The organism is Saccharothrix sp. (assembly GCF_031180885.1).
Lineage (GTDB): Bacteria > Actinomycetota > Actinomycetes > Mycobacteriales > Pseudonocardiaceae > Actinosynnema.
Genome location: NZ_JAPSLK010000012.1, coordinates 140,763 through 159,557, shown reverse-complemented (window position 1 = coordinate 159,557; position 18,795 = coordinate 140,763). Strand labels below are relative to the sequence as shown.

The window sequence follows — 18,795 nt, the reverse complement described above, 5'->3', positions numbered from 1 at the left end:
ATCGTCTGGCGGCCCGGGCTCGTGTTGCTACTCGATCACCTTGATGGCGCCCGCCGGGCACAGGTGGGCGGCCTCACGGGCCTCCCGTTCGTGACCGGCGGCGGTCGGGTCCAGCAGGACCACGGTGCCGTCCTCGTCGGACTGGTCGAAGACCGCCGGGTCGGTCAGGGCGCACATGCCCGAACCGGCGCAGCGGTCCGGGTCCACCTCGACCCTCATGAGAACGCCACCGGCAGCTTGTGCACGCCGTAGATGGCCATGTCGTCCCGCATCGGCACCTCCTCCACCGGCACCGCCAGGCGCAGGTCCGGGAACTCGCGGAACAGCTCGGTGAAGCCCACCCGCATCTCGATGCGCGCCAACTGCTGACCGAGGCACTGGTGGACACCGTGCCCGAACGCGACGTGCCCGGTGGCAGGCCGGCGGATGTCGAAGTCCTCCGGCCGGTCGAATTTGGCGGGGTCGCGGTTCGCGGCCGGGATGGAGATGCTGACCGCTTCCCCGGCCGCGATGGTGACACCGCCCAGTTCCACGTCCTCCAGCGCGACGCGGGTCGCGCCGAACTGGACGATCGACAGGTACCGCATCAGCTCCTCGACCGTGTTGTCGATCAAGGACGGGTCGTCCTTCAGCGCCTCCAGCTGGTCCGGGTGGTCGAGCAGGGTGAGCGTGCCGATGCCCAGCATGTTCGCCGTCGTCTCGTGGCCGGCGATCAGCAGGAGGAGCCCCATGTTGGTGACTTCCTCGTCGGTCAGCTCGCCGGTCTCGACCAGGCCGGTGAGCATGTCGTCGCCCGGCTCGTCGTGCTTGCGCCGGACCAGGTCGGCGACGAAGTCCTCGATCCGGTCGAACGCCGCCTGGATCTCCTCGAAGTCCTGGCTCAGGGTGAACGAGGTCTTCGTGTCCCGCTGGAACGACTCGCGCTCGTCGTAGGGCACGCCCAGCAGTTCGCAGATCACCATCGACGGCACCGGCAGCGCGAACGTCTCCACGAGGTCGACACCCGGGCCCTGCGCCCGCACGTCGGCCAGGTGGTCGCGCACGATGGCCTCGATCCGGGGGATCAGCTGGTTCATCCGCCGGACGGTGAACTGGCCGGTCAGCAGCCGCCGGTACTTGGCGTGGTCCTGGCCGTCCATGCTGATGAACAAGCCGGGCTTGGCCGGCGGCTGCGGCGGGATCGGCTTGCCGCCCGCGCGGATCGGCGAGTGCTGGAGTTCGGCCCGGTTGCTGAACCGGACGTCCGCCAACACCTCGCGCGCGAGCGCGTGCGTGGTCACGAGCCAACCCAGGTGGCCGTCCGGGAAGGACATCCTGGAGATCGGCTCCGTCTCGCGCAACACCCCCAGTGCCGCGGGCGGATCGAAGGCCGAGCTGCGCGTGGTGGGCAGTTCGGGGTACAGCGTTTCGGTCATCTCGCACACCTCCCAGTGCGTCAGGGACCTGTTTTTCAAGCTACAGAAGGTTCACGAACCCGTGAAGTAAATAAGCCGTAAGTGAAGCGAGCTAGTACGAGATGTAGTAGGTGTGCTACAAACTGCCCGAGGACTTCGACAGGGGGAGGTGACGGGCTTGGTCATCGAAGTGCGGGGCCTGCGGATGCGCTACGGCACCGCGGACGTGCTGCACGGGGTGGACTTCACGGCCGAGCGGGGCGAGGTGGTCGCCCTGCTCGGGCCGAACGGGGCGGGCAAGACCACGACGATCGAGATCCTGGAGGGCTTCCGGATGCCCTCCGCGGGCCACGTCCGGGTGCTGGGCGTCGACCCGGCCAAGGGCGACGAGCTGTGGCGCGCGAAGCTGGGCGTGGTGCTCCAGTCGTGGCGCGACCACGCGCGGTGGAAGGTCCGCGAACTGCTGGACCACTTGGGCAGGTACTACGAGCCTTACGGCACACCCGAGCGCACGCGGCCGTTCGACACCGACGAGCTGATCAAGACCGTCGGGCTCGAAGAGCACGCGCACAAGAAGAGCGGCAAGTTGTCGGGCGGCCAGCGGCGCCGGCTGGACGTGGCGATCGGCATCGTCGGCAAACCGGAACTGCTGTTCCTCGACGAGCCGACCGCGGGCTTCGACCCGCACGCCCGGCGGGACTTCCACGACCTGGTCCACCGGCTGTCCGACCTGGAGGGCATGACGATCCTGCTCACCACGCACGACCTGGCCGAGGCGGAGAAGCTCGCCGACCGCATCCTGGTGCTGGCGGGCGGGAAGATCATCGCCGACGGGAGCCCCGACCAGCTCAGCCGGCAGGTCGAGGGCCAGTCCGAGGTGCGCTGGACGCAGGACGGCACCCGGCACGTCCACGCCACCGACGACGCCACCGCGTTCGTGCGCACCCTGCTGGGGCAGCACCCCAACGGGATCTCGGAGCTGGAGGTGCGGCGCAGCACGTTGGAGGACACGTACCTGGAACTGGTGCAGCGGTTCGAGAGCGGCCAGATGACCGGCCAGGAGGTGGCGGCCCTGTGAACGCGACGAGGCACGCGGTGGGGTTGGGCTTCCAGCGCGGCTGGACGGAGTTCCGGCACTCGCTGGGCAGCTCGGACCAGGTGTTCAACCTGTTCATCGCCATCGCCTACACCCTGGTCCTGTTCTTCCAGAAGGACTCGAAGATCGAGGGCACCACGCTGTCGTTGGCCGCGTTGTCGCTGCCGAGCATGATCGGCGCGTCGGTCGCGTTCGGTGGTTTGGTGGGGCCGGCCGGGCAGTTGTCGCTCAACCGCGAGGACGGGACTCTGCTGCGGGCCAAGGCCGTGCCCAACGGGATGGTCGGGTACGTGGTCGGTCGGGTGACGCAGACGTCCCTTGACATCTTCTTCGGGTTGGTGGTCGGCATCCTCCCGGCGTTGATCCTGATTCCGAACCTGACGGATGCCGGCTTCCTGGGTTGGCTGGCGGTGCTGCCTGTGTTGTTGCTGGGACTGGCCGCGACCCTGCCGTGGGGCGCGATCGCCGGGTCGCTCGCCAAGAGCCCGCAGGGGGCCATGGGCTTCACGATGCTGCCGATGATGGGCGTGGTGGCGATCTCGGGCGTCTTCTACCCGATCCAGGCGCTGCCCGGCTGGTTGCAGGGCTTGGGGCAGGTGTTCCCGGTGTACTGGGTCGGCTTGGGGGCTCGGTCGGCTCTCCTGCCGGACGCGGCGGCGGCCACCGAGATCGGCGGTTCGTGGCGGACGTTCGAGATGGTGGGCGTCCTGGGGGTGTGGGCGGTCGTCGGGTTCGCACTCGCGCCTACGATCCTGCGACGGATGGCCCGCCGCGAGTCGGGTGCCGACATGGAGCAGCGCCGACAAGCGGCGTTGCAGAGGGGCATGGGGTGAGCGAGACCGTCTACAACCGGATCGCGATGCTGCGGGCGGAACGCGGCGTCTCCCGCCGGCAGCTCTCCGAGGCTTTGGGTATCCATTACCAGACGGTGGGGTACTTGGAGCGCGGGGAGTACAGTCCCAGCCTTTACCTCGCGCTGCGGATTGCGCAGTATTTTGAGGTGCCGGTGGAGGTCGTGTTCTCGACCGACCCGTTCCCGAGGTTGGGCAGCGGCAGCGAACGATCCGCTTAGGACGGCCTGTCGGCCGGGCGCGGCGGGCTTTCCGCCGCGCCTGCGGCTGCTTTTGCGCCGCAGGCGCTGCTTTTGCTCGGGCTTGCCAAGCCACAGCAAGGGCCTCGGTTAGTTCCCCGTACGGCCTGAGCGCAGCCCAACCACGGTTCGGTCCTTTCCGCAACCACGCTTTACCGGTTGCGGAAAGGACCGAAGCGTGGTTGCCTCCGGCAGGCCGTGCGGGGACGAACCGACGGCCCTTCCACCCCCGGGGGCCTCCAGGCCCGCTTTGATCTTGAGAGCGCGTCAGCGCGTTCAGCTTGAGAGCGCGTCAGCGCGGTTCAAGAGCGCGAAGCGCGTTCCTCCTCCAGCAGCGCGGAGCGCGTTGCGTTCAGCCCCGCGAAGCGTGGACTTGAGCGGGGAAGCGCAATTTTAAAGATTAAAAGAGCCTCGCCGGCGGGCGAGCCGCCAAGGATGACACAACTGCAAGAGCGGGGGCTTCTTGCTTGTGTCATCCCCGCATGGCCCGGCAAAGCCGACCACAGATTTCCCGGGTGCCGCTAAAAACTTTTGCTCGTTCCTCGCAAAACTTTTTGGCTGCACCCGGGAAATCTGTGGTAGCCCTTCGGGCGGGCCATACGGGGATGACACAAGCAAGAAGCCCGGGTTGAGGTGTGTGCCCCGGCGGCACTGCCCGACGGCGCTGCGCGCCGAAAAGCGGGCGCTGCGGGTCGAAAAGCGGGCGCTGCGCGTCGAAAAGCAGGGGCTGCGCGCCGAAAGAAGGGGCTAGTGGCCGAAGATGGCGCGTAGGGCGGTGCGGATGGCGGTGGTCAGGTCTGTGATGGATTCTGGTGTGCCTGGTTGCGGGGCGTTGAGGGCGCCGGCTCCTACCAGGCGGTCGAACAGGAGGCCGTCTATGAAGGCGACCAGGGTTCGGCCTTGGCGTTCCGCGTCCGGCACGCCTGCTCGTTCGAGCATTGTGCGTGCCATGTCTCTGGATTGAGCGCCGTGGGTGAGGATTGTTCGTAGTTCTGGGTGGTGGGTTGCCTCCAGTAGGCAGGCGTAGCGGGCCAGGGTGCGTTCGCGGCCCGTGGTCATCCAGCTGTCGAGTACCTGCGCTGAACCCTTCGCGAGGGCGTCCAGGTCGGTCACGTCCACCAAGTCGGTCACCTCGGCGGTGTCCTGTTCGGCCAGGCGGCGGACCAGGGCCTCGATGAGTGCCTTGCGGGTGCGGAAGTAGGCGGAGGTCGAGCCCTGGGGGAGGCCCGCCTGCGCGTCCACGGCGCGGTGGGTCAGGCCTCGCATGCCCCTGGTGGCCACCACGTGGACGGCTGCGTCTGCGATCTGGGTCAAGCGGTCGGACAAGGGGCCTCCTTCTACCGATGTAGAGTAGCTTCTACAGGTGTAGAAGGGAGTCTCGGGATGCGTGCGGTGGTCGTGGGGGGCGGGCTGGGTGGGGTTTCGGCCGCGGTGGCGTTGCGGGCGGTGGGGTGGGAGGTCGTGGTGTTGGAGCGGGCGGCTTCGTTCGGGGAGGTGGGAGCGGGGATCGGGGTGATGCCGAACGCGATGCGGGCGCTGGGGGTGTTGGGGCTGGCGGACGAGGTTCGGCGGATCGGGACGGGGCGGGTGGGTGGTGGTGTGCGGGACTGGCGGGGGCGGGCGTTGGTTCGGGTTGCGGCGGGGGAGCATGTCGTCGCGGTGCATCGGGCCGACTTGCACCGGGTGTTGCGGAGGGCGTTGCCGGAGCGGTGTTTGGTGACCGATACCGAGGTCACGGCTGTGGATGATCTTGATGCGGATCTGGTGGTGGGGGCGGACGGGATTTGGAGTCGGGTGCGGGAGGTGCTGTTCCCGGGGCTGCCCCGACCGGTCTACGCGGGGGCTACGGCGTGGCGGAGCGTGACGAGCGTGCCGTTCGCGCGTGACCTGGAGGTCAACCAGACGCTGGGGGCGGGGACGGAGTTCGGCATCCTGCCGTTGGGGGACGACCGGGTCTACTGGTACGCCGCCACCGTCGCGCCGGAAAGGGGAGTGGTCGAGGGCGGAGAGGCCGATCCGGACGGCGAGCTCGGTGAGGTGCGGCGGCTGGTGGGGGACTGGCACCGGCCGATCGGGGATCTTCTCGACGCCACCCCGGCGGACGCCGTTCTGCGCCACGACATCCACGAGTTGCGGGAGCAGCCGCCCTCCTACGCCAAGGGGCGCGTGGCGCTGCTCGGTGACGCCGCCCATGCGATGACGCCCTACCTGGGACAAGGGGCTTGTATGGCGATCGAGGACGGCGTGGTGCTGGCCGCCGCCCTGGCCCGGTTCGGGACGGTGGCCGAGGCGCTGGCCCACTACGACCGCGAACGACGGCCGCGCGGTCTGGCGGTGGCCCGGATGTCGCGCCTGGCCGGCCGGTTCGGGCACCGGCTGCGCAACCCGGCGGCCATCGCCGCGCGCAACACCGTCCTGCGCGCGCTGCCGTCAAGCGCGGCCGTCCGGGGCATGTCGACCTTCACCGCTTGGCGGGCACCGGAGCTGTCACCCGATAGGTGAAAAATGGACCGTGATGCAAATCACTGGTCACCGCCGCGAGTCGAGCGGGTAACGATCCAATATCACTCGTTTTCGCAGGATTCCTCACTCTTCCGCCGGATCAAGCACTCACCGTGCGGCACTGATCGCCGGCCGTGCCGACCCCCGGGTGACCGGCACGGCGGTGCACCGACCACGAAAGTGCAACTACGGTGTCGCGCCATGGCCCCCGTCCCCTCGTGTCCGACTGAAGCCATCCCCCTGCGCGCCACCACCGTCGACCTCGCCGAGGCCGACGACTTCATCCGCCTGCACCGCTCCGAGCACCCCGAGGAGGGCCCGGTCGAGCACCGCCTGGCCGAGGTCCACGCCGAGGTCGCCGCGACCGGCACCTACCGCCACACGGCCGCCGAGCTGGCCTTCGGCGCGCGCGTCGCCTGGCGCAACAGCGCCCGCTGCATCGGCCGGCTGTACTGGCACAGCCTCAAGGTCCGCGACCTGCGCGACCTGCGCGACCCCAAGGAGGTCGCCGACGAGTGCGTCGAGCACCTCAAGCTCGCCACCAACGGCGGCAAGGTCCGACCGGTGATCACCGTGTTCGCCCCCGACGAGCCCGGCCAGCCCGGTCCGCGCATCCGCAACGAGCAGCTGGTCCGCTACGCCGGCTACCGGGGCCCGGACGGCGGTGTCCTCGGCGACCGCCGCAACGCCGACCTCACCGACCACGTCATCGGCATGGGCTGGCGCCCGCCGGCCGAGCGCGGCCCGTTCGACGTGCTGCCGCTGGTCGTGGAGCGCGAGGACGCCGAGCCGTACCTGCTGGAACTGCCCCGGGACGCCGTCATGGAGGTCCCGATCAGCCACCCCGAGTACCCGTGGCTGGCCAACCTGGGACTGCGCTGGCACGCCGTCCCCGCCATCAGCAACATGCGCCTGCGCATCGGCGGCGTCGACTACCCGGCCGCCCCCTTCAACGGCTGGTACATGGGCACGGAGATCGGCGCCCGCAACTTCGCCGACACCGACCGCTACGACCTGCTGCCCTACCTGGGCAAGCGGATGGGCCTGGACACCTCGAGGGTGCAGACCCTGTGGCGGGACCGGGTCCTGGTCGAGCTGAACCGCGCGGTGCTGCACTCGTTCGCCGAGGCGGGCGTGACCATCACCGACCACCACACCGAGTCCGACCGGTTCCTCACGCACCTGAAGAAGGAGGAGGCGGCGGGCCGCAGCTGCCCGGCGGACTGGACGTGGATCGTGCCGCCCATGTCGAGCGGGATCACCAGCGTGTTCCACCGGTACTACGACAAGAACGAGCTGGTGCCCAACTTCTTCCCCGGCGACACGAAGGGCGTGTGCCCGGTCATCCACTAGCACGCCAGTACGCCCGTCCGGTTAAAGTCAACCGTGGATGTGGTGTGGATCACCTTTGATCGCCTAGTGTGACTCTCCGTGAGAGTGGGCATCCCCGCGGAGTCGCGGCCCGCTGAGCGCCGCGTAGCCGGTCTACCGGAAACGGTGACCACGCTGATCGGCGCCGGTCTCGCGGTGGACGTGCAGTCCGGGGCGGGCGTGCACGCGCACGCCTCGGACGAGTCCTACCGGTCGGCCGGCGCCGAGATCGTCCCCGACCACCCCGCGGGGACCACCGAGGTCGTGGTCTCCGTGCAGCCGCTCGACGTCGAGCAGGCGCGAAAGCTGCGCGAGGGCGACATCACCGTCAGCTTCCTCCAACCGTCCGCCGAGCTGGACCTGGTGCGGGTGCTGGCCGAGCGCGGGGTCACCGCGTTCAGCCTCGACCTGCTGCCGCGCGTGACCCGGGCGCAGGGCGCCGACGCGCTGTCCTCCCAGGCCCTGGTGGCGGGTTACCGCGCGGTCCTGGTGGCCGCGCAGCACCTGCCGCGCTTCCTGCCGATGTTCACCACCGCCGCGGGCACCGTCCCGCCCGCCAAGGTCCTCGTGCTGGGCGCGGGCGTGGCCGGGTTGCAGGCGATCGCCACGTCCCGCCGGCTGGGCGCCGTGGTCGAGGCCTACGACGTCCGCCGGGCCGCCGCCGAGGAGGTGCGCAGCCTGGGCGCGAAGTTCCTGGAGCTGGACCTGGAGTCCCAGGACGGCGTGTACGCCTCGGCGCAGTCCGAGCAGTTCCTGGAACGCCAGCGCGAACTCATCGCCGAACGCGTCGCGCAGAGCGACGTGGTCATCTCCACCGCCGCCATCCCCGGCCGCAAGGCGCCCGTCCTGGTCACCACCGACATGCTCAAGGCCATGACCCCCGGGTCGGTGGTGGTCGATTTGGCCGCCGAGTCGGGCGGCAACGTCGTCGGTTCCAAGCCGGGCGAGGACGTGTGGGTCGGCGAGGTCCTCGTGCACGGGGTCCGCAACCTGCCCAGCACCATGCCGGTGCACGCCAGCCGCCTGTACGCGCGCAACGTCGCCAACTTCCTCGGCTTGATGACCGAGGACGGCCGGGTCGTCCCCGACCTGGACGACGAGGTGTTGGGCGGAGCGTGCCTGACCCACGCCGGCGAGGTCCGGCACGCGCCCACCAGGGAGCTGCTGTGATCGACCTGCTGACGATCTTCGTGCTGGCCGTGTTCGTGGGCTTCGAGGTGGTCTCGAAGGTCTCCACGATCCTGCACACCCCGCTGATGTCCGGCGCCAACGCCATCCACGGCGTGATCCTCGTCGGCGCGATCCTGATCACCGGCCAGGCCGAGGGCGGGATCGAGCTGGTGCTCGGCCTGCTGGCGGTCTTCCTGGCCACGGTGAACGTGGTCGGCGGCTTCGTGGTCACCGACCGGATGCTGGAGATGTTCAAGGGGCACAAGCGATGAACTGGGTCCAGCTCGCCTACCTGGCCGCCGCCCTGTGCTTCATCCTGGCGCTCAAGGGCCTCAGCACGCCCCGGTACGCCCGCGCCGGCAACCTCGTCGGCGCGGCGGGCATGGCACTGGCCGTGGTGACGGCGTTCTTCTCGGTGTCGCACAACCTCGTGCTCATCCTGGTCGCGGTGGCCGCCGGCACCGCCGTGGGCATCCCGGCGGCCCGCCAGGTGAAGATGACCGCCATCCCGCAGATGGTGGCGCTGTTCAACGGCGTGGGCGGCGCGGCGGCGGCCCTGGTGGCGCTGACCGAGTTTCTGGAGGTCGCCGACGGCGGCGTGCTGTTCGACGTGGCCACGGTGTTGACCGTCCTCATCGGATCGGTCAGCTTCTCCGGCAGCGTGGTGACCTTCCTGAAGTTGCAGGAGATCATGACGACCCGGCCGGTGCTGCTGCCCGCCGGCCAGGTGATCAGCATCGCGGTGGCGGCGGTCAGCGGGCTGCTGGCGCTGGCCGTGCTGTTCACCGATTCGAGCGCGCTGCTGGTGCTGCTGGCGTTGGCGGGCTTGGCGCTGGGTGTGCTGTTCGTGCTGCCGGTGGGCGGTGCGGACGTCCCAATCGCGATCTCCCTGCTGAACGCCTTCACCGGCTTGGCCGTCGCCGCGTCCGGTTACGTCCTGGGCAACACGTTGTTGATCGTGGCGGGCACCCTGGTCGGCGCGTCCGGCACCATCCTGACCCGGCTCATGGCGCAGGCGATGGGCAGGCCGCTCACGAACATCCTGTTCGGCGCTTTCAAAGCCGCGCCACCGAGTGCCGGTGGTGGGGAGCAGCGCACCGTTCGAGCGGGCACGGTCGAGGACGTCGCCATCCTGCTCGGGTACGCGCACTCCGTGCTGGTGGTGCCGGGGTACGGGTTGGCGGTCGCGCAGGCCCAGCACGCGGCGCGGGAGTTGGCGCAGTTGCTGGAGTCGCGCGGGATCTCGGTGAACTACGGCATCCACCCGGTCGCGGGGCGGATGCCGGGGCACATGAACGTGCTGCTCGCGGAGGCGGACGTGCCTTACGAGCAGTTGAAGGAGTTGGACGACGTCAACCCCGGGATGGGGAGCGTGGACGTGGTCCTGGTGGTCGGGGCCAACGACGTGGTCAACCCGGGGGCGCGGGACGAGCCGTCGAGCCCGATCTACGGGATGCCGATCTTCGACGTGGACAAGGCCAAGTCGGTCGTGTTCATGAAGCGGTCGATGCGGCCCGGGTTCGCGGGCGTGGACAACGAGCTGCTCTACAACCCGAAGACGACGTTGCTGTTCGGTGACGCCAAGGAGTCGTTGACCAAACTGCTCACCGCCGTCAAGGCGCTGTGACCGCGGTCAGAGGTCGTAGCCCGGGAGTGGGGGGCCGGAGAAGGGGCCGAAAGCGGCGTCGGCACCGGTTTCGGCCCACCAGTTCGCCAAAGCGGTCGTCGGGACGTCCGGCACGTACACCGTGTAACCGGATGCCCGGATGGTCCGCACCATCAACCCGATGGCTTTGTGCGGCAGCGACTCTTCTTCGACCGCCAGGCGGCTGACCACCGAAGGGGCGAGCACCAGCGCGTCGACCGGCAACTCGCCCAGCAACGACAGTTCCGCCTGGCCGCCGTTGAAACCCGACAGCGCCAGCGAGATGCCCATTTCCCGGAGCACCTCGGCGTTGTCGCCGTCCTCGTCGAGCATGGCGCGGGTGTCCAGGTGGAGGCACAGCGAAGCGCCTGGTAAACCGGTCTCGTCGAGCACTCGTTTCACCGTGGCGACCAGGTCTTCGTCGCGGGACTGCATCGGTGAGAGTTCGAAGTGGAGGGTGCCGGCCGACCAGGTGGCGGCGGGCTCGGCGGCTTCCTGGAGCGCCCATTGGCCCAATTTGAGCGACAGGCCGTTCGCTTCGGCCATCTTCACGCAATCGCGGTGTTCGAGGTCGTCCCATCGGAGTCTGGCGAGTTGGCCGACCGGTGCTCGGGTCGTCAAGTCGACGATGGGGCGGAATTCGACTTCCAGTTCGGTGTCGCGGAGGGCGCCGGGCATTCTCGCCGCGCGGGCCAGCCAGGAGCGGGAAGCGGTGTCCTTGGGGCGGTCGTAGGTCTGCCATTGGCCTTTGCCCTTCGCCTTCGCGCGGCGGAGGGTGGCGTTGGCGGCACGCAGGAGTTCCGAGGTGGCCCAGCCCGGGGAAGGGCGATCCACCACGCCGATCCCTGCGCTTAAGGCGGTGCCGTTGGGCAGGGGGATTTCCAGAGCGGCGTTGATGCGTTCGACCATCTGGGGGACTTTGGGCGTCTCGGGGCGGTTGGCCACCACGATCGCGAACTCGTCGCCGCCGATCCTCGCCACGAGGGCCTGCTCGCCGGAGAACACGTTGTTCAGCCGCCGGGCGACCTCGCGCAGCAGGTCGTCGCCGGCGGGGTGGCCCAGGCCGTTGTTCACCACGGAGAAGGCGTCGAGGTCCAAGTGGTACAGGGTGATGCCGTCCGGGGCGGACTTGTGCATCGCCTCCAGCCGGGTCGCGAAGCGCTGCCGGTTGGACAGGCCGGTCAGCGAGTCGTGCAGGAGCTGGTGGTCGAGGTTCTTCTGCAGCAGGTGCAGTTCGGTGACGTCCTCGGCCATCGTCACGTGGTAGGCGGGCGCGCCGTCGGCGTCGCGCAGCAACGACACCGCCAGGTGCACCCACACCGGGTCGCCGTCCTCGCCGAGCAGGCGGCGCTGCTCGCGGAACCGGTCGACGCGGCCCGCGCCCACGGCCCGGTACATGCCGGCCAGCGCCTCGCGGTCGTCCGGGTGGAACACGCCGATGAGCTTGCGGCCGGGCAGGTCCTCGTGCGGCACGCCGATCATCTCGCCGAGCGCGGCGTTGGCCTGCACGCACACCCCGCGCAGGTCGGTGATCGCGATGCCGAACGCGGCGGTGGTGAACACCTCCCGGAACCGGCTCTCGTTGACCTTGGCCGCCCGCTCGGCACGGGTCTTGGCCGCCATCAACGCGCGCTTGATCTCCTCCTGCTGGTCGAACGCGTCCAGCCGCATGGCGATGGCGAAGCTGGTGCTGAGGCTGCCCAGGATCGCCACGACCTTCTCCGGCAGCTGCGGCACGTCCTCCAGCTCGGGCGTGAACAGCAGGGTCCGGCCGAGCACCTCCACCGTGCGCTGCAACGTGTCCGGCCCGTTGAAGTGCGCCTTGACGAGCCGTTCGCCGACCGCCGCGACCGGCTCGACGGTGAACGGGTCCGCCTGCACGGCATCGGCGATCACGTCCACCAGCTCGCGCAGGAACCGCTCGATCTCCGCCGGGGACAGCGGCACGTAGGCCGTCGGGTAGACGGCCCGCATCCACTCCCGGGCGAGTTCTTCCCGCTGTGGGCTACGCGGCGGCGTCACGTGGTCTCACCGCTTGTGGCCCACTCCCGCGAAGATGCCCGCCTGCGCCGGGTCGTCCCGCCCGGCGATCTCCTCCTCCGGCCGCCACAGCGGCGGCGGCACGACACCCGGCGGCACCACCTCGAAGCCCGCGAAGAGCGCGGTGATCTCCTCGTGGGTGCGCGGGAACACCGGGTTCATGCTCTTCTTCATCACCTCGACGACCCCCGCCATCTCCACCGGCTGCAAATCCCAGGTGAACTGCGACAGCGCGAGGGCGCTGCCCGGCGCCAGGGCGTCCCGGTAGACCTCCAGCACGCCGACCGGGTCGCGCTCCGGCGGTACGAAGTGGAACACGCCGACGGCCAGCACGCCCACCGGCGCGGTGAAGTCCAGCAGGCCGGTGCGGCGCGCGGCGGCCAGCACGGTGTGCGGGTCGGTCACGTCCTCCTGCAGGACGGTGGCCCGCGGCTCGTGCTCCAGCAGCATCCGGCTGTGCGCGACGGCGACGTCCTCGTAGTCGACGTAGACCACGTGGGCGTCGGGCGCGGCCCGGTGCGCGATCTCGTGGACGCTGCCCACGGTCGGGATGCCCGAGCCCAGGTCGAGGAACTGCCGGATGCCGTGGTCGACCAGGTGCAGCACCGCACGCCGCAGGAACGCCCGGTTGAGGCGGACGATCGCGCGCCCGTTGGGCTGGGCGACCAGGAACTCCTCGGCCAGCGCGCGGTCGGCGGCGAAGTTGTGGCCGCCGCCGAGCAGGTAGTCGCTGAGGCGGGCGGCGCTGGGGAGTCCCGGGTCCACGTCGTCCGGGACCCAGTTCGCGTTCCGCGCCACTCCAGCTCTCCGTGTTCGGTGGGACCTGCCCCGGTCCTTGCGAGGGGAAGCGTACAAAGGGGGCGACAACTGTCGGCAGAGCCCGCGCCCGCTTGTCCCCGATCGGCGTACGCGGGGCCGGTGCGGGATCACCCTGCGTGTGATCCCGCGATGTGGACGCGGGGTGCGGGCCACGACGGTGTCCGGCCGGTGTCGCCGTCCCGGACGACATCCCTTGTGGGCGCAGCGTTTTCGCGTTCCGCGGGCCGTGTCGGACACCCGTCGGACCGGGATTCGTCCGGTGTCCGACATAGTTGAACCCAGTACCATTCGCCCATGTCAGACGAGGCACGCACGCTCACCGACGTGGTCACCAGGCTCCGGCGGGCGCTGCGCACCAGCATCCGGTCGGAGTGGCCGTGGGACTCGCTGCCGATGGCCCAGGTCGAGCTGCTCCAGACGCTGGCCGAGCGCCCGCCCATGCGGGTCGGCGACCTCGCCGCCGAACTGCGGCTCGCGCCCAACACGGTCAGCGGGCTGGTGGGCCAGCTCATCGAGAGCGGCCTGGTGTCCCGCGCCGGCGACCCGACCGACCGGCGCGTCGCGCGGCTGTCGGTGACGCCGCAGGGGCACGAGCAACTGGCCGTCTGGCAGGCCGCGCACGAGAAGCGCATCGGGTCCGCGCTGGACAAGCTGGAGCCGGGGGAGCGGGCGGACGTGGTGCGCGCGCTGTCCGCTTTGGACCACCTGGTAGACCACCTGCGTGCCCACTGACCCCGTCGACCCGGACGTCGACCTCCACGTCCCGGCGCAACGGCAGGAACTGGCCCGGACGCACGGCGGCGTGCTGGCCGTGATCGCCCTCGGCGGCGGTCTCGGCGGACTGGCGCGCTACGGCGTCGGGCTGCTGGTTCCCGGCGTGTGGGGGACCTTCCTGGTCAACGTCGTCGGCGGCGCGCTGATCGGCGTGCTCATGGTGCTGATCACCGAGCGGTGGCAGGCGCACCCGCTGGCGCGGCCGTTCCTCGGTGTCGGCGTGCTGGGCGGGTTCACCACGTTCTCCACTTACACCAACGACTTCCGGCAGCTCCTGGTGCCCGGCGGGGTGCTCGAAGCGTTCGCTTACCTGGTGCTGACGCTCGTCGCCGCCGTGGGCGCGACCGCGCTGGCGGTCGCGCTGACCCGGAGGGCGGTCGCGTGACGGCGCTGATGGTGTTCCTCGGCGCGGCGGTCGGCGCCCCGCTGCGCTACCTCGTCGACCGGTTCGTGCAGTCCCGCCACGACACCGTCTTCCCGTGGGGCACGCTCACCGTGAACGTGGTGGGCTCGTTCGTCCTGGGCGCCCTCGCGGGCGCGGCCGTGGGGCCGGGGACGGCGGCGTTGCTGGGCACCGGGTTGTGCGGCGGCCTCACCACCTACAGCACGTTCGGCTACGAGACCGTGCGGCTGCTGGAGAACCGCGCCCACTTCCACGCCGTCGCCAACGTGGCGGTCAGCGTCGTGGCGGGCGTGGGCGCGGCCCTCCTGGGCTACACGGTGCTCGCCGACCTCTGAGCCAGCCGGTCCAGCACGGCGGGCAGCTCGCCCTCGTGCACCACGCCCAGCCGCTGCGTGGCCCGGGTCAGCGCCACGTACAGGTCGCTCGCGCCGCGCGGCGACTCGGCCAGGATGCCCGCCGGGTCGACCACCAGGACCGAGTCGAACTCCAGGCCCTTCGCGTCCACCACGCCGAGCACCACGACCTGCGCGTCGAGGTCGTCCGACGCGCCCGGCACGACCGCGCGCAGGTCGGCCACCTGCGCGGCGGGCACGATCACGGCGAGCTTGCCGTCCCCGATCGCGTCGACCTCCTCGGCGACCAGACCGGGCAGGGCCGCCGCGGTGGCGGACACCTTGAGGCTCCACGGCTGGTGCCCGCTGTCGCGCACTGACGTCGGCGGCACCAGGTCCGGGTCGACGCCCGCCAGCACGTCCGCCGCGACGGCCATGATCTCCGAGGGAGTCCGGTAGTTCACGGTCAGCTCGGTGAGCTTCCAGCGGTCCATCACGTACGGCGAGAGCACCTCGTGCCACGACGACGCGCCCGCGATGTCCCCGGTCTGCGCGATGTCGCCGACGACGGTCATGGACTTGCTGGGGCAGCGCCGCATCAGCGTCCGCCACGCCATCGCGGACAGCTCCTGCGCCTCGTCGACGATGATGTGCCCGAACGTCCACGTCCGGTCCGCCGCCGCCCGCTCGGCCGCCGTCTCGTAGCGCTCCACGCCGTGCCGCTCGGCCAGCCGGTAGGCGTCCATCAGGTCGGTCGCCATCAGGATCTCGGGGTCGGCGTCGTCCTCCAGGTCGAGGATGTCCAGCACGCCCTGCGCGTAGTCGATCGCCTGCCGGCGCCGGCGCTCGGCGCGGGCCTTGGCCTCGGTGTCGTCCTCGCCGAGCAGCTCGGCGGCCTCGTCCAGCAGCGGCACGTCGGCGGGCGTCCACGCCGACCCGCGCGGGCGGGCCAGCAGGGCGCGTTCCTCGGCGGACAGCTTGGGCGTGGCCTTGGCCAGCAGGCGCGGGGTGGCGTAGAGGTCTTCGAGGAGCCGCTGCGGGGTCAGCGTCGGCCACAGGCGTTCCACCGCCGCCTGGACCTCGGGGTCCTCGCGCAACTCGCGGCGGATGTCGTCGATGTCGGCCTGGTCCAGCAGGTGCCGGCCGAGGCGGGACACGGCCTGGGACGCCAGGGTCGAGATGATCTCGCGAAGGAACGTCCGGCGCGCCTCGTTGTGCGGGCGGCGGGTGCGGCGGGCCCGGCCGCGCGCGGCGGTGATCGCCCGGCGGTCCAGCTTGAGCACGTCCTGCTCGAACGGGATCTCCACCAGGGCGGGCGCTTCCTGCCGGTCCTTGACCGCGTGCGCCACGACCTCCGCCATCTCGATGCGGCCCTTGAGGGCGGCGGCCTCGGCGGACTCGCGGCCGGTCGCGGTCAGGTTCGGGAACAGCTCGCCCACGGTGGACAGCAGCACGCCGGTCTCGCCCAGCGACGGCAGCACCTGCCCGATGTAGCGCAGGAACGTGGAGTTCGGGCCGACCACCAGCACGCCGCGCTTGGCCAGCTGGCGGCGGTGCGTGTAGAGCAGGTAGGCGGCGCGGTGCAGGGCCACGGCGGTCTTGCCGGTGCCCGGACCGCCCTGCACGACGACGACGCCGTTCAGCTCGGTCCGGATGATCTTGTCCTGCTCGGCCTGGATGGTGGCGACGATGTCGCCCATCTGCCCGGTGCGGCTCGCGTTGACCGCCGCGAGCAGGGTGGCCTCGCCGGTCAGCCCCTCGTGCCGGTTCGGGTCGACGGAGTTGATGTCCAGGACCTCGTCGTCGAACCCGACCACCTTGCGCTGCTTGGTGCGCAGGTGGCGGCGCCGCTTGACGCCGTCCGGGGCGGCGGCGGTGGCCAGGTAGAACGGCCGCGCGGCGGGGGCCCGCCAGTCCATCAGCAGCGGCTCGTACTCCTTGTCCTCGTCGAACAAGCCGATCCGGCCGATGTAGAAGCGGTCGCCCTCGTGGAAGTCCAGGCGGCCGAAGCACAACCCGTTCTCGACCGCGCTGTACTGCGCCAGCTGGTCGGAGTACATGGCCACCGAGGTGTCCCGCTCGGAGCGCATCTGGTGCGTTCCGCCGGTTTCCCGAAGCGCGCCGGCGAGCCGCTTCGAGCTGAGTTCGCGGAGGTCGTCCAGCCTTCCGTACAGCATCGACACGTATTCCTGCTCCGACTCGATTTCCGCGAGCCGGAGGTCATCGGAGGGGCTTGACAACGTGCCTCATTTCTGGATAGCGTGTTTTATCAGGCTGTGCCGCTTTTCGCCTGACATCTCTCTGCGCGCGCAGAACGACCAATCTACACGGTGTTTCGCCGCCGCGCTCACGTGTCGGGGACTCCCGGTTGGTGGGTCAGCCGCGTCCGCGCGAGGATGGGTGACCATGCGCCACGACCCCGTCTCCGTCCTCGGGCTCGGCGCGATGGGGCGGCCGATGGCCCGCAACCTCGCCCGCGCCGGATTCCCGGTCACCGTTTGGAACCGCACGCCCGGCCGGGACGGCGAGGTGCGCGCGGCCGGCGGCACGGCGGCGGCCACGCCCGCCGAAGCGGCGCTGCCGGTGGTGATCACGGTGCTGCCCGACCTGCCGGACGTTGAAGCCGTACTGGACCGCGAAGACGGCCTGCTCGCGGGATGGCGGGAGAACGACGTCGAACGGCCGCTGCTGGTCGTGATGGGCACGCACTCGCCCGAAGGCGTCCGGCAACTCGGCGCGCGGCTGCACGGCCTGGGCGTGCGGCTGGTGGACGCGCCGGTCAGCGGCGGGGACGTCGGCGCGGAGGCGGGCACGCTGAGCATCATGGTCGGCGGCCACGCCGAGGACGTGCTGCGGCTCAAGCCCTACTTCGACGTGCTGGGCACCACCGTGCGGCACCTGGGGCCGCTGGGCGCGGGCCAGTTGGCCAAGGCGTGCAACCAGATCGTCGTGGCGACCGTGCTCACCGGGATCTCCGAGGCGCTCGCGCTGGCCGTCGCGGAAGGGCTGGACCCCGAGGCGCTGCTGGACGTCCTGGGCGGCGGGCTCGCGGGCAGCACCGCGCTGGAGGTCAAGCGGGACAAGTGGTTGCGGCACGACTTCACGCCCGGCGGGCGGGCGCGGCACCAGCTCAAGGACCTCGGGTTCGCCACCGGGGCGGGCCGGGCGGCGGGCGTGCCGCTGCCGGTGACCGCCGCCGTCGAGCAGGTGTACACCGCGATGTGCGCACTCGGGCTCGGCGACGACGACCACAGCGGCGTCTACCAGGTGTACGAAGCGCTCACACGCGGCTCGCGCCCAACGACCCGGCGATGAACGACCCGATGCCCGCCATGCCCCGCGCGTTGGGGTGGAGCGGAGCGGCGACCGAGGTCGGCACCAGGCCCTCGAACCACTTCTCGGTGATCGGCGCGCACACGTCGTGGCCCACGCTCGGCGGCTCGATGTCAACAAAGGTCGCACCGCGGTCGGCGGACACCTTGCCCAGCACCGTGTTCAGCCGGTGCACCGACGCCTGGAGGTAGTCGGCGTCGCGCGCCCAGATCGGTTCCTTCGGGTGGCAGCCGCCGGGCCGGATGTAGGTGCCGTAGCCGACGACCACGACCTCCGCCCGCGGCGCGCGCGCCCTGATCGCGTCCAGGCCGGCGGCGAACTCGGCCGCGTAGGCGTCGATCTTCGCCGCGATCTGGTCGCCGCCGGCGGTGAGCCGGTCCTTGCACGACGTCCCGAGCGGCTCGGGGAACACGTTGATGCACCCCAGCGCCACGCGGACCAGGCCGATGTCGTTGCCGCCGATGGTGATGGTGACCAGGTCGGTGGTCGGGGTCAGGGCGTCGAGCTGCGGCGGCTGGGGCCCGGTGAACGTCGCCTGGGACGTGGCCAGGTGGTCGGTGGTCGCCCCGGAGCAGCTCACGTCCCGGAACGCGGTCGCGCCGAGCTTCGCGGCCAGGACGCTCGGCCAGTTGCGCGTCGAGCGCATGCAGCCCGGGTGCATCAGCTCGTGGTCGGGGATCAGGGGGCCGGCGGCGGCGGAGTCGCCGAGCGCCACGTACTCCAGTTCCGCGGGCTCGGCCGCCGCCGTGCCCGTCCAGGTGATCGACAACGCCGCCAGCAACACCGGTAGCAGCCTGCGCACGATCGCCTCCTTCCCGTAGTCGGA

The 18,795-nt window shown here is 70.7% G+C and carries 19 protein-coding genes; 12 read left to right on the top strand and 7 right to left on the bottom strand.

The window, feature by feature from the left end; translation table 11 throughout:
* Positions 1–27: 27 nt before the first annotated feature.
* Both RIN75_RS17545 and RIN75_RS17540 read right to left on the bottom strand, forming a co-directional pair.
* Complete coding sequence (locus RIN75_RS17545; RefSeq protein WP_309113008.1) at positions 28–219, bottom strand: ferredoxin; 192 nt, start codon at positions 217–219, stop codon at positions 28–30.
* On the bottom strand, positions 216–1,415 hold the full coding sequence (locus tag RIN75_RS17540) for a cytochrome P450 (RefSeq protein WP_309113007.1): 1,200 nt from the start codon (positions 1,413–1,415) through the stop codon (positions 216–218). Before RIN75_RS17540 ends, RIN75_RS17545 begins: the two co-directional genes overlap by 4 nt.
* Positions 1,416–1,599: 184 nt before the next feature.
* On the opposite strand from RIN75_RS17540, the gene RIN75_RS17535 reads away from it, so the two are divergent.
* From RIN75_RS17535 to RIN75_RS17525, 3 genes are read left to right on the top strand one after another with little or no spacing between them, the layout of a single operon-like run.
* A complete protein-coding gene (locus RIN75_RS17535; RefSeq protein WP_309113047.1) occupies positions 1,600–2,472 on the top strand; it encodes an ABC transporter ATP-binding protein in 873 nt (290 codons plus the stop codon).
* Complete coding sequence (locus RIN75_RS17530; protein ID WP_309113006.1) at positions 2,469–3,323, top strand: ABC transporter permease; 855 nt, start codon at positions 2,469–2,471, stop codon at positions 3,321–3,323. Before RIN75_RS17535 ends, RIN75_RS17530 begins: the two co-directional genes overlap by 4 nt.
* A complete protein-coding gene (locus RIN75_RS17525) occupies positions 3,320–3,562 on the top strand; it encodes a helix-turn-helix transcriptional regulator (protein ID WP_309113005.1) in 243 nt (80 codons plus the stop codon). Before RIN75_RS17530 ends, RIN75_RS17525 begins: the two co-directional genes overlap by 4 nt.
* 765 nt (positions 3,563–4,327) lie before the next feature.
* Here the strand turns inward: RIN75_RS17525 and RIN75_RS17520 are convergent.
* Positions 4,328–4,906 carry a TetR family transcriptional regulator gene (locus RIN75_RS17520; protein WP_309113004.1) on the bottom strand — a complete coding sequence of 193 codons (579 nt, stop codon included), beginning with the start codon at positions 4,904–4,906 and terminating at the stop codon, positions 4,328–4,330.
* 57 nt (positions 4,907–4,963) lie between these two features.
* Here RIN75_RS17520 and RIN75_RS17515 point away from each other — a divergent pair, with 57 nt between their 5' ends.
* From RIN75_RS17515 to RIN75_RS17495, 5 genes are all read left to right on the top strand, one after another.
* A complete protein-coding gene (locus tag RIN75_RS17515) occupies positions 4,964–6,082 on the top strand; it encodes an FAD-dependent monooxygenase (protein ID WP_309113003.1) in 1,119 nt (372 codons plus the stop codon).
* A 201-nt stretch (positions 6,083–6,283) separates the two neighbouring features.
* The gene (locus RIN75_RS17510) at positions 6,284–7,435 is read left to right on the top strand and encodes a nitric oxide synthase oxygenase (RefSeq protein ID WP_309113002.1); all 1,152 of its coding nucleotides are present in this window, start codon (positions 6,284–6,286) and stop codon (positions 7,433–7,435) included.
* A 78-nt stretch (positions 7,436–7,513) separates the two neighbouring features.
* Positions 7,514–8,623 (top strand): NAD(P) transhydrogenase subunit alpha, encoded by a 1,110-nt coding sequence (locus RIN75_RS17505; RefSeq protein ID WP_309113001.1) that lies wholly within the window; start codon positions 7,514–7,516, stop codon positions 8,621–8,623.
* Positions 8,620–8,895: an NAD(P) transhydrogenase subunit alpha gene (locus RIN75_RS17500; protein ID WP_309113000.1), complete on the top strand. Its 276-nt coding sequence runs from the start codon at positions 8,620–8,622 to the stop codon at positions 8,893–8,895. The genes RIN75_RS17505 and RIN75_RS17500 overlap by 4 nt, the downstream gene beginning before the upstream one ends.
* Positions 8,892–10,250: an NAD(P)(+) transhydrogenase (Re/Si-specific) subunit beta gene (locus tag RIN75_RS17495; RefSeq protein ID WP_309112999.1), complete on the top strand. Its 1,359-nt coding sequence runs from the start codon at positions 8,892–8,894 to the stop codon at positions 10,248–10,250. The genes RIN75_RS17500 and RIN75_RS17495 overlap by 4 nt, the downstream gene beginning before the upstream one ends.
* Before the next feature lie 6 nt (positions 10,251–10,256).
* Here the strand turns inward: RIN75_RS17495 and RIN75_RS17490 are convergent, their stop codons facing one another.
* Complete coding sequence (locus RIN75_RS17490; protein ID WP_309112998.1) at positions 10,257–12,290, bottom strand: diguanylate cyclase domain-containing protein; 2,034 nt, start codon at positions 12,288–12,290, stop codon at positions 10,257–10,259.
* Positions 12,291–12,296: 6 nt separating this feature from the next.
* Positions 12,297–13,106 carry an SAM-dependent methyltransferase gene (locus RIN75_RS17485; protein ID WP_309112997.1) on the bottom strand — a complete coding sequence of 270 codons (810 nt, stop codon included), beginning with the start codon at positions 13,104–13,106 and terminating at the stop codon, positions 12,297–12,299.
* Between the two features lie 315 nt (positions 13,107–13,421).
* Here RIN75_RS17485 and RIN75_RS17480 point away from each other — a divergent pair, with 315 nt between their 5' ends.
* The 3 genes from RIN75_RS17480 to crcB are packed head-to-tail and all read left to right on the top strand — an operon-like array spanning position 13,422 to position 14,639.
* A complete protein-coding gene (locus tag RIN75_RS17480; protein WP_309112996.1) occupies positions 13,422–13,859 on the top strand; it encodes a MarR family winged helix-turn-helix transcriptional regulator in 438 nt (145 codons plus the stop codon).
* A complete protein-coding gene (locus RIN75_RS17475) occupies positions 13,849–14,286 on the top strand; it encodes a CrcB family protein (protein WP_309112995.1) in 438 nt (145 codons plus the stop codon). Before RIN75_RS17480 ends, RIN75_RS17475 begins: the two co-directional genes overlap by 11 nt.
* Positions 14,283–14,639, top strand: a complete 357-nt coding sequence (gene crcB / locus RIN75_RS17470; protein ID WP_309112994.1) for a fluoride efflux transporter CrcB — start codon at positions 14,283–14,285, stop codon at positions 14,637–14,639. Before RIN75_RS17475 ends, crcB begins: the two co-directional genes overlap by 4 nt.
* Here crcB and RIN75_RS17465 read toward each other — a convergent pair.
* Positions 14,615–16,876 (bottom strand): UvrD-helicase domain-containing protein, encoded by a 2,262-nt coding sequence (locus RIN75_RS17465; protein WP_309112993.1) that lies wholly within the window; start codon positions 16,874–16,876, stop codon positions 14,615–14,617. The genes crcB and RIN75_RS17465 overlap by 25 nt on opposite strands.
* Before the next feature lie 166 nt (positions 16,877–17,042).
* Here RIN75_RS17465 and RIN75_RS17460 point away from each other — a divergent pair, with 166 nt between their 5' ends.
* A complete protein-coding gene (locus RIN75_RS17460; RefSeq protein WP_309112992.1) occupies positions 17,043–17,951 on the top strand; it encodes an NAD(P)-dependent oxidoreductase in 909 nt (302 codons plus the stop codon).
* Here RIN75_RS17460 and RIN75_RS17455 read toward each other — a convergent pair.
* A complete protein-coding gene (locus tag RIN75_RS17455; RefSeq protein ID WP_309112991.1) occupies positions 17,917–18,771 on the bottom strand; it encodes an SGNH/GDSL hydrolase family protein in 855 nt (284 codons plus the stop codon). The two genes, RIN75_RS17460 and RIN75_RS17455, sit on opposite strands and share 35 nt — an antisense overlap.
* Positions 18,772–18,795: the final 24 nt, after the last annotated feature.

What these genes read in the sequence shown, in the direction of transcription:
- RIN75_RS17545 (WP_309113008.1), bottom strand. Translation starts at nt 219, where the DNA reads ATGAGGGTCGAGGTGGACCCGGACCGCTGCGCCGGTTCGGGCATGTGC.
- RIN75_RS17540 (WP_309113007.1), bottom strand. Translation starts at nt 1,415, where the DNA reads ATGACCGAAACGCTGTACCCCGAACTGCCCACCACGCGCAGCTCGGCC.
- RIN75_RS17535 (WP_309113047.1), top strand. Translation starts at nt 1,600, where the DNA reads ATGCGCTACGGCACCGCGGACGTGCTGCACGGGGTGGACTTCACGGCC.
- RIN75_RS17515 (WP_309113003.1), top strand. Translation starts at nt 4,964, where the DNA reads ATGCGTGCGGTGGTCGTGGGGGGCGGGCTGGGTGGGGTTTCGGCCGCG.
- RIN75_RS17510 (WP_309113002.1), top strand. Translation starts at nt 6,284, where the DNA reads ATGGCCCCCGTCCCCTCGTGTCCGACTGAAGCCATCCCCCTGCGCGCC.
- RIN75_RS17495 (WP_309112999.1), top strand. Translation starts at nt 8,892, where the DNA reads ATGAACTGGGTCCAGCTCGCCTACCTGGCCGCCGCCCTGTGCTTCATC.
- RIN75_RS17480 (WP_309112996.1), top strand. Translation starts at nt 13,422, where the DNA reads ATGTCAGACGAGGCACGCACGCTCACCGACGTGGTCACCAGGCTCCGG.
- RIN75_RS17460 (WP_309112992.1), top strand. Translation starts at nt 17,043, where the DNA reads ATGCGCCACGACCCCGTCTCCGTCCTCGGGCTCGGCGCGATGGGGCGG.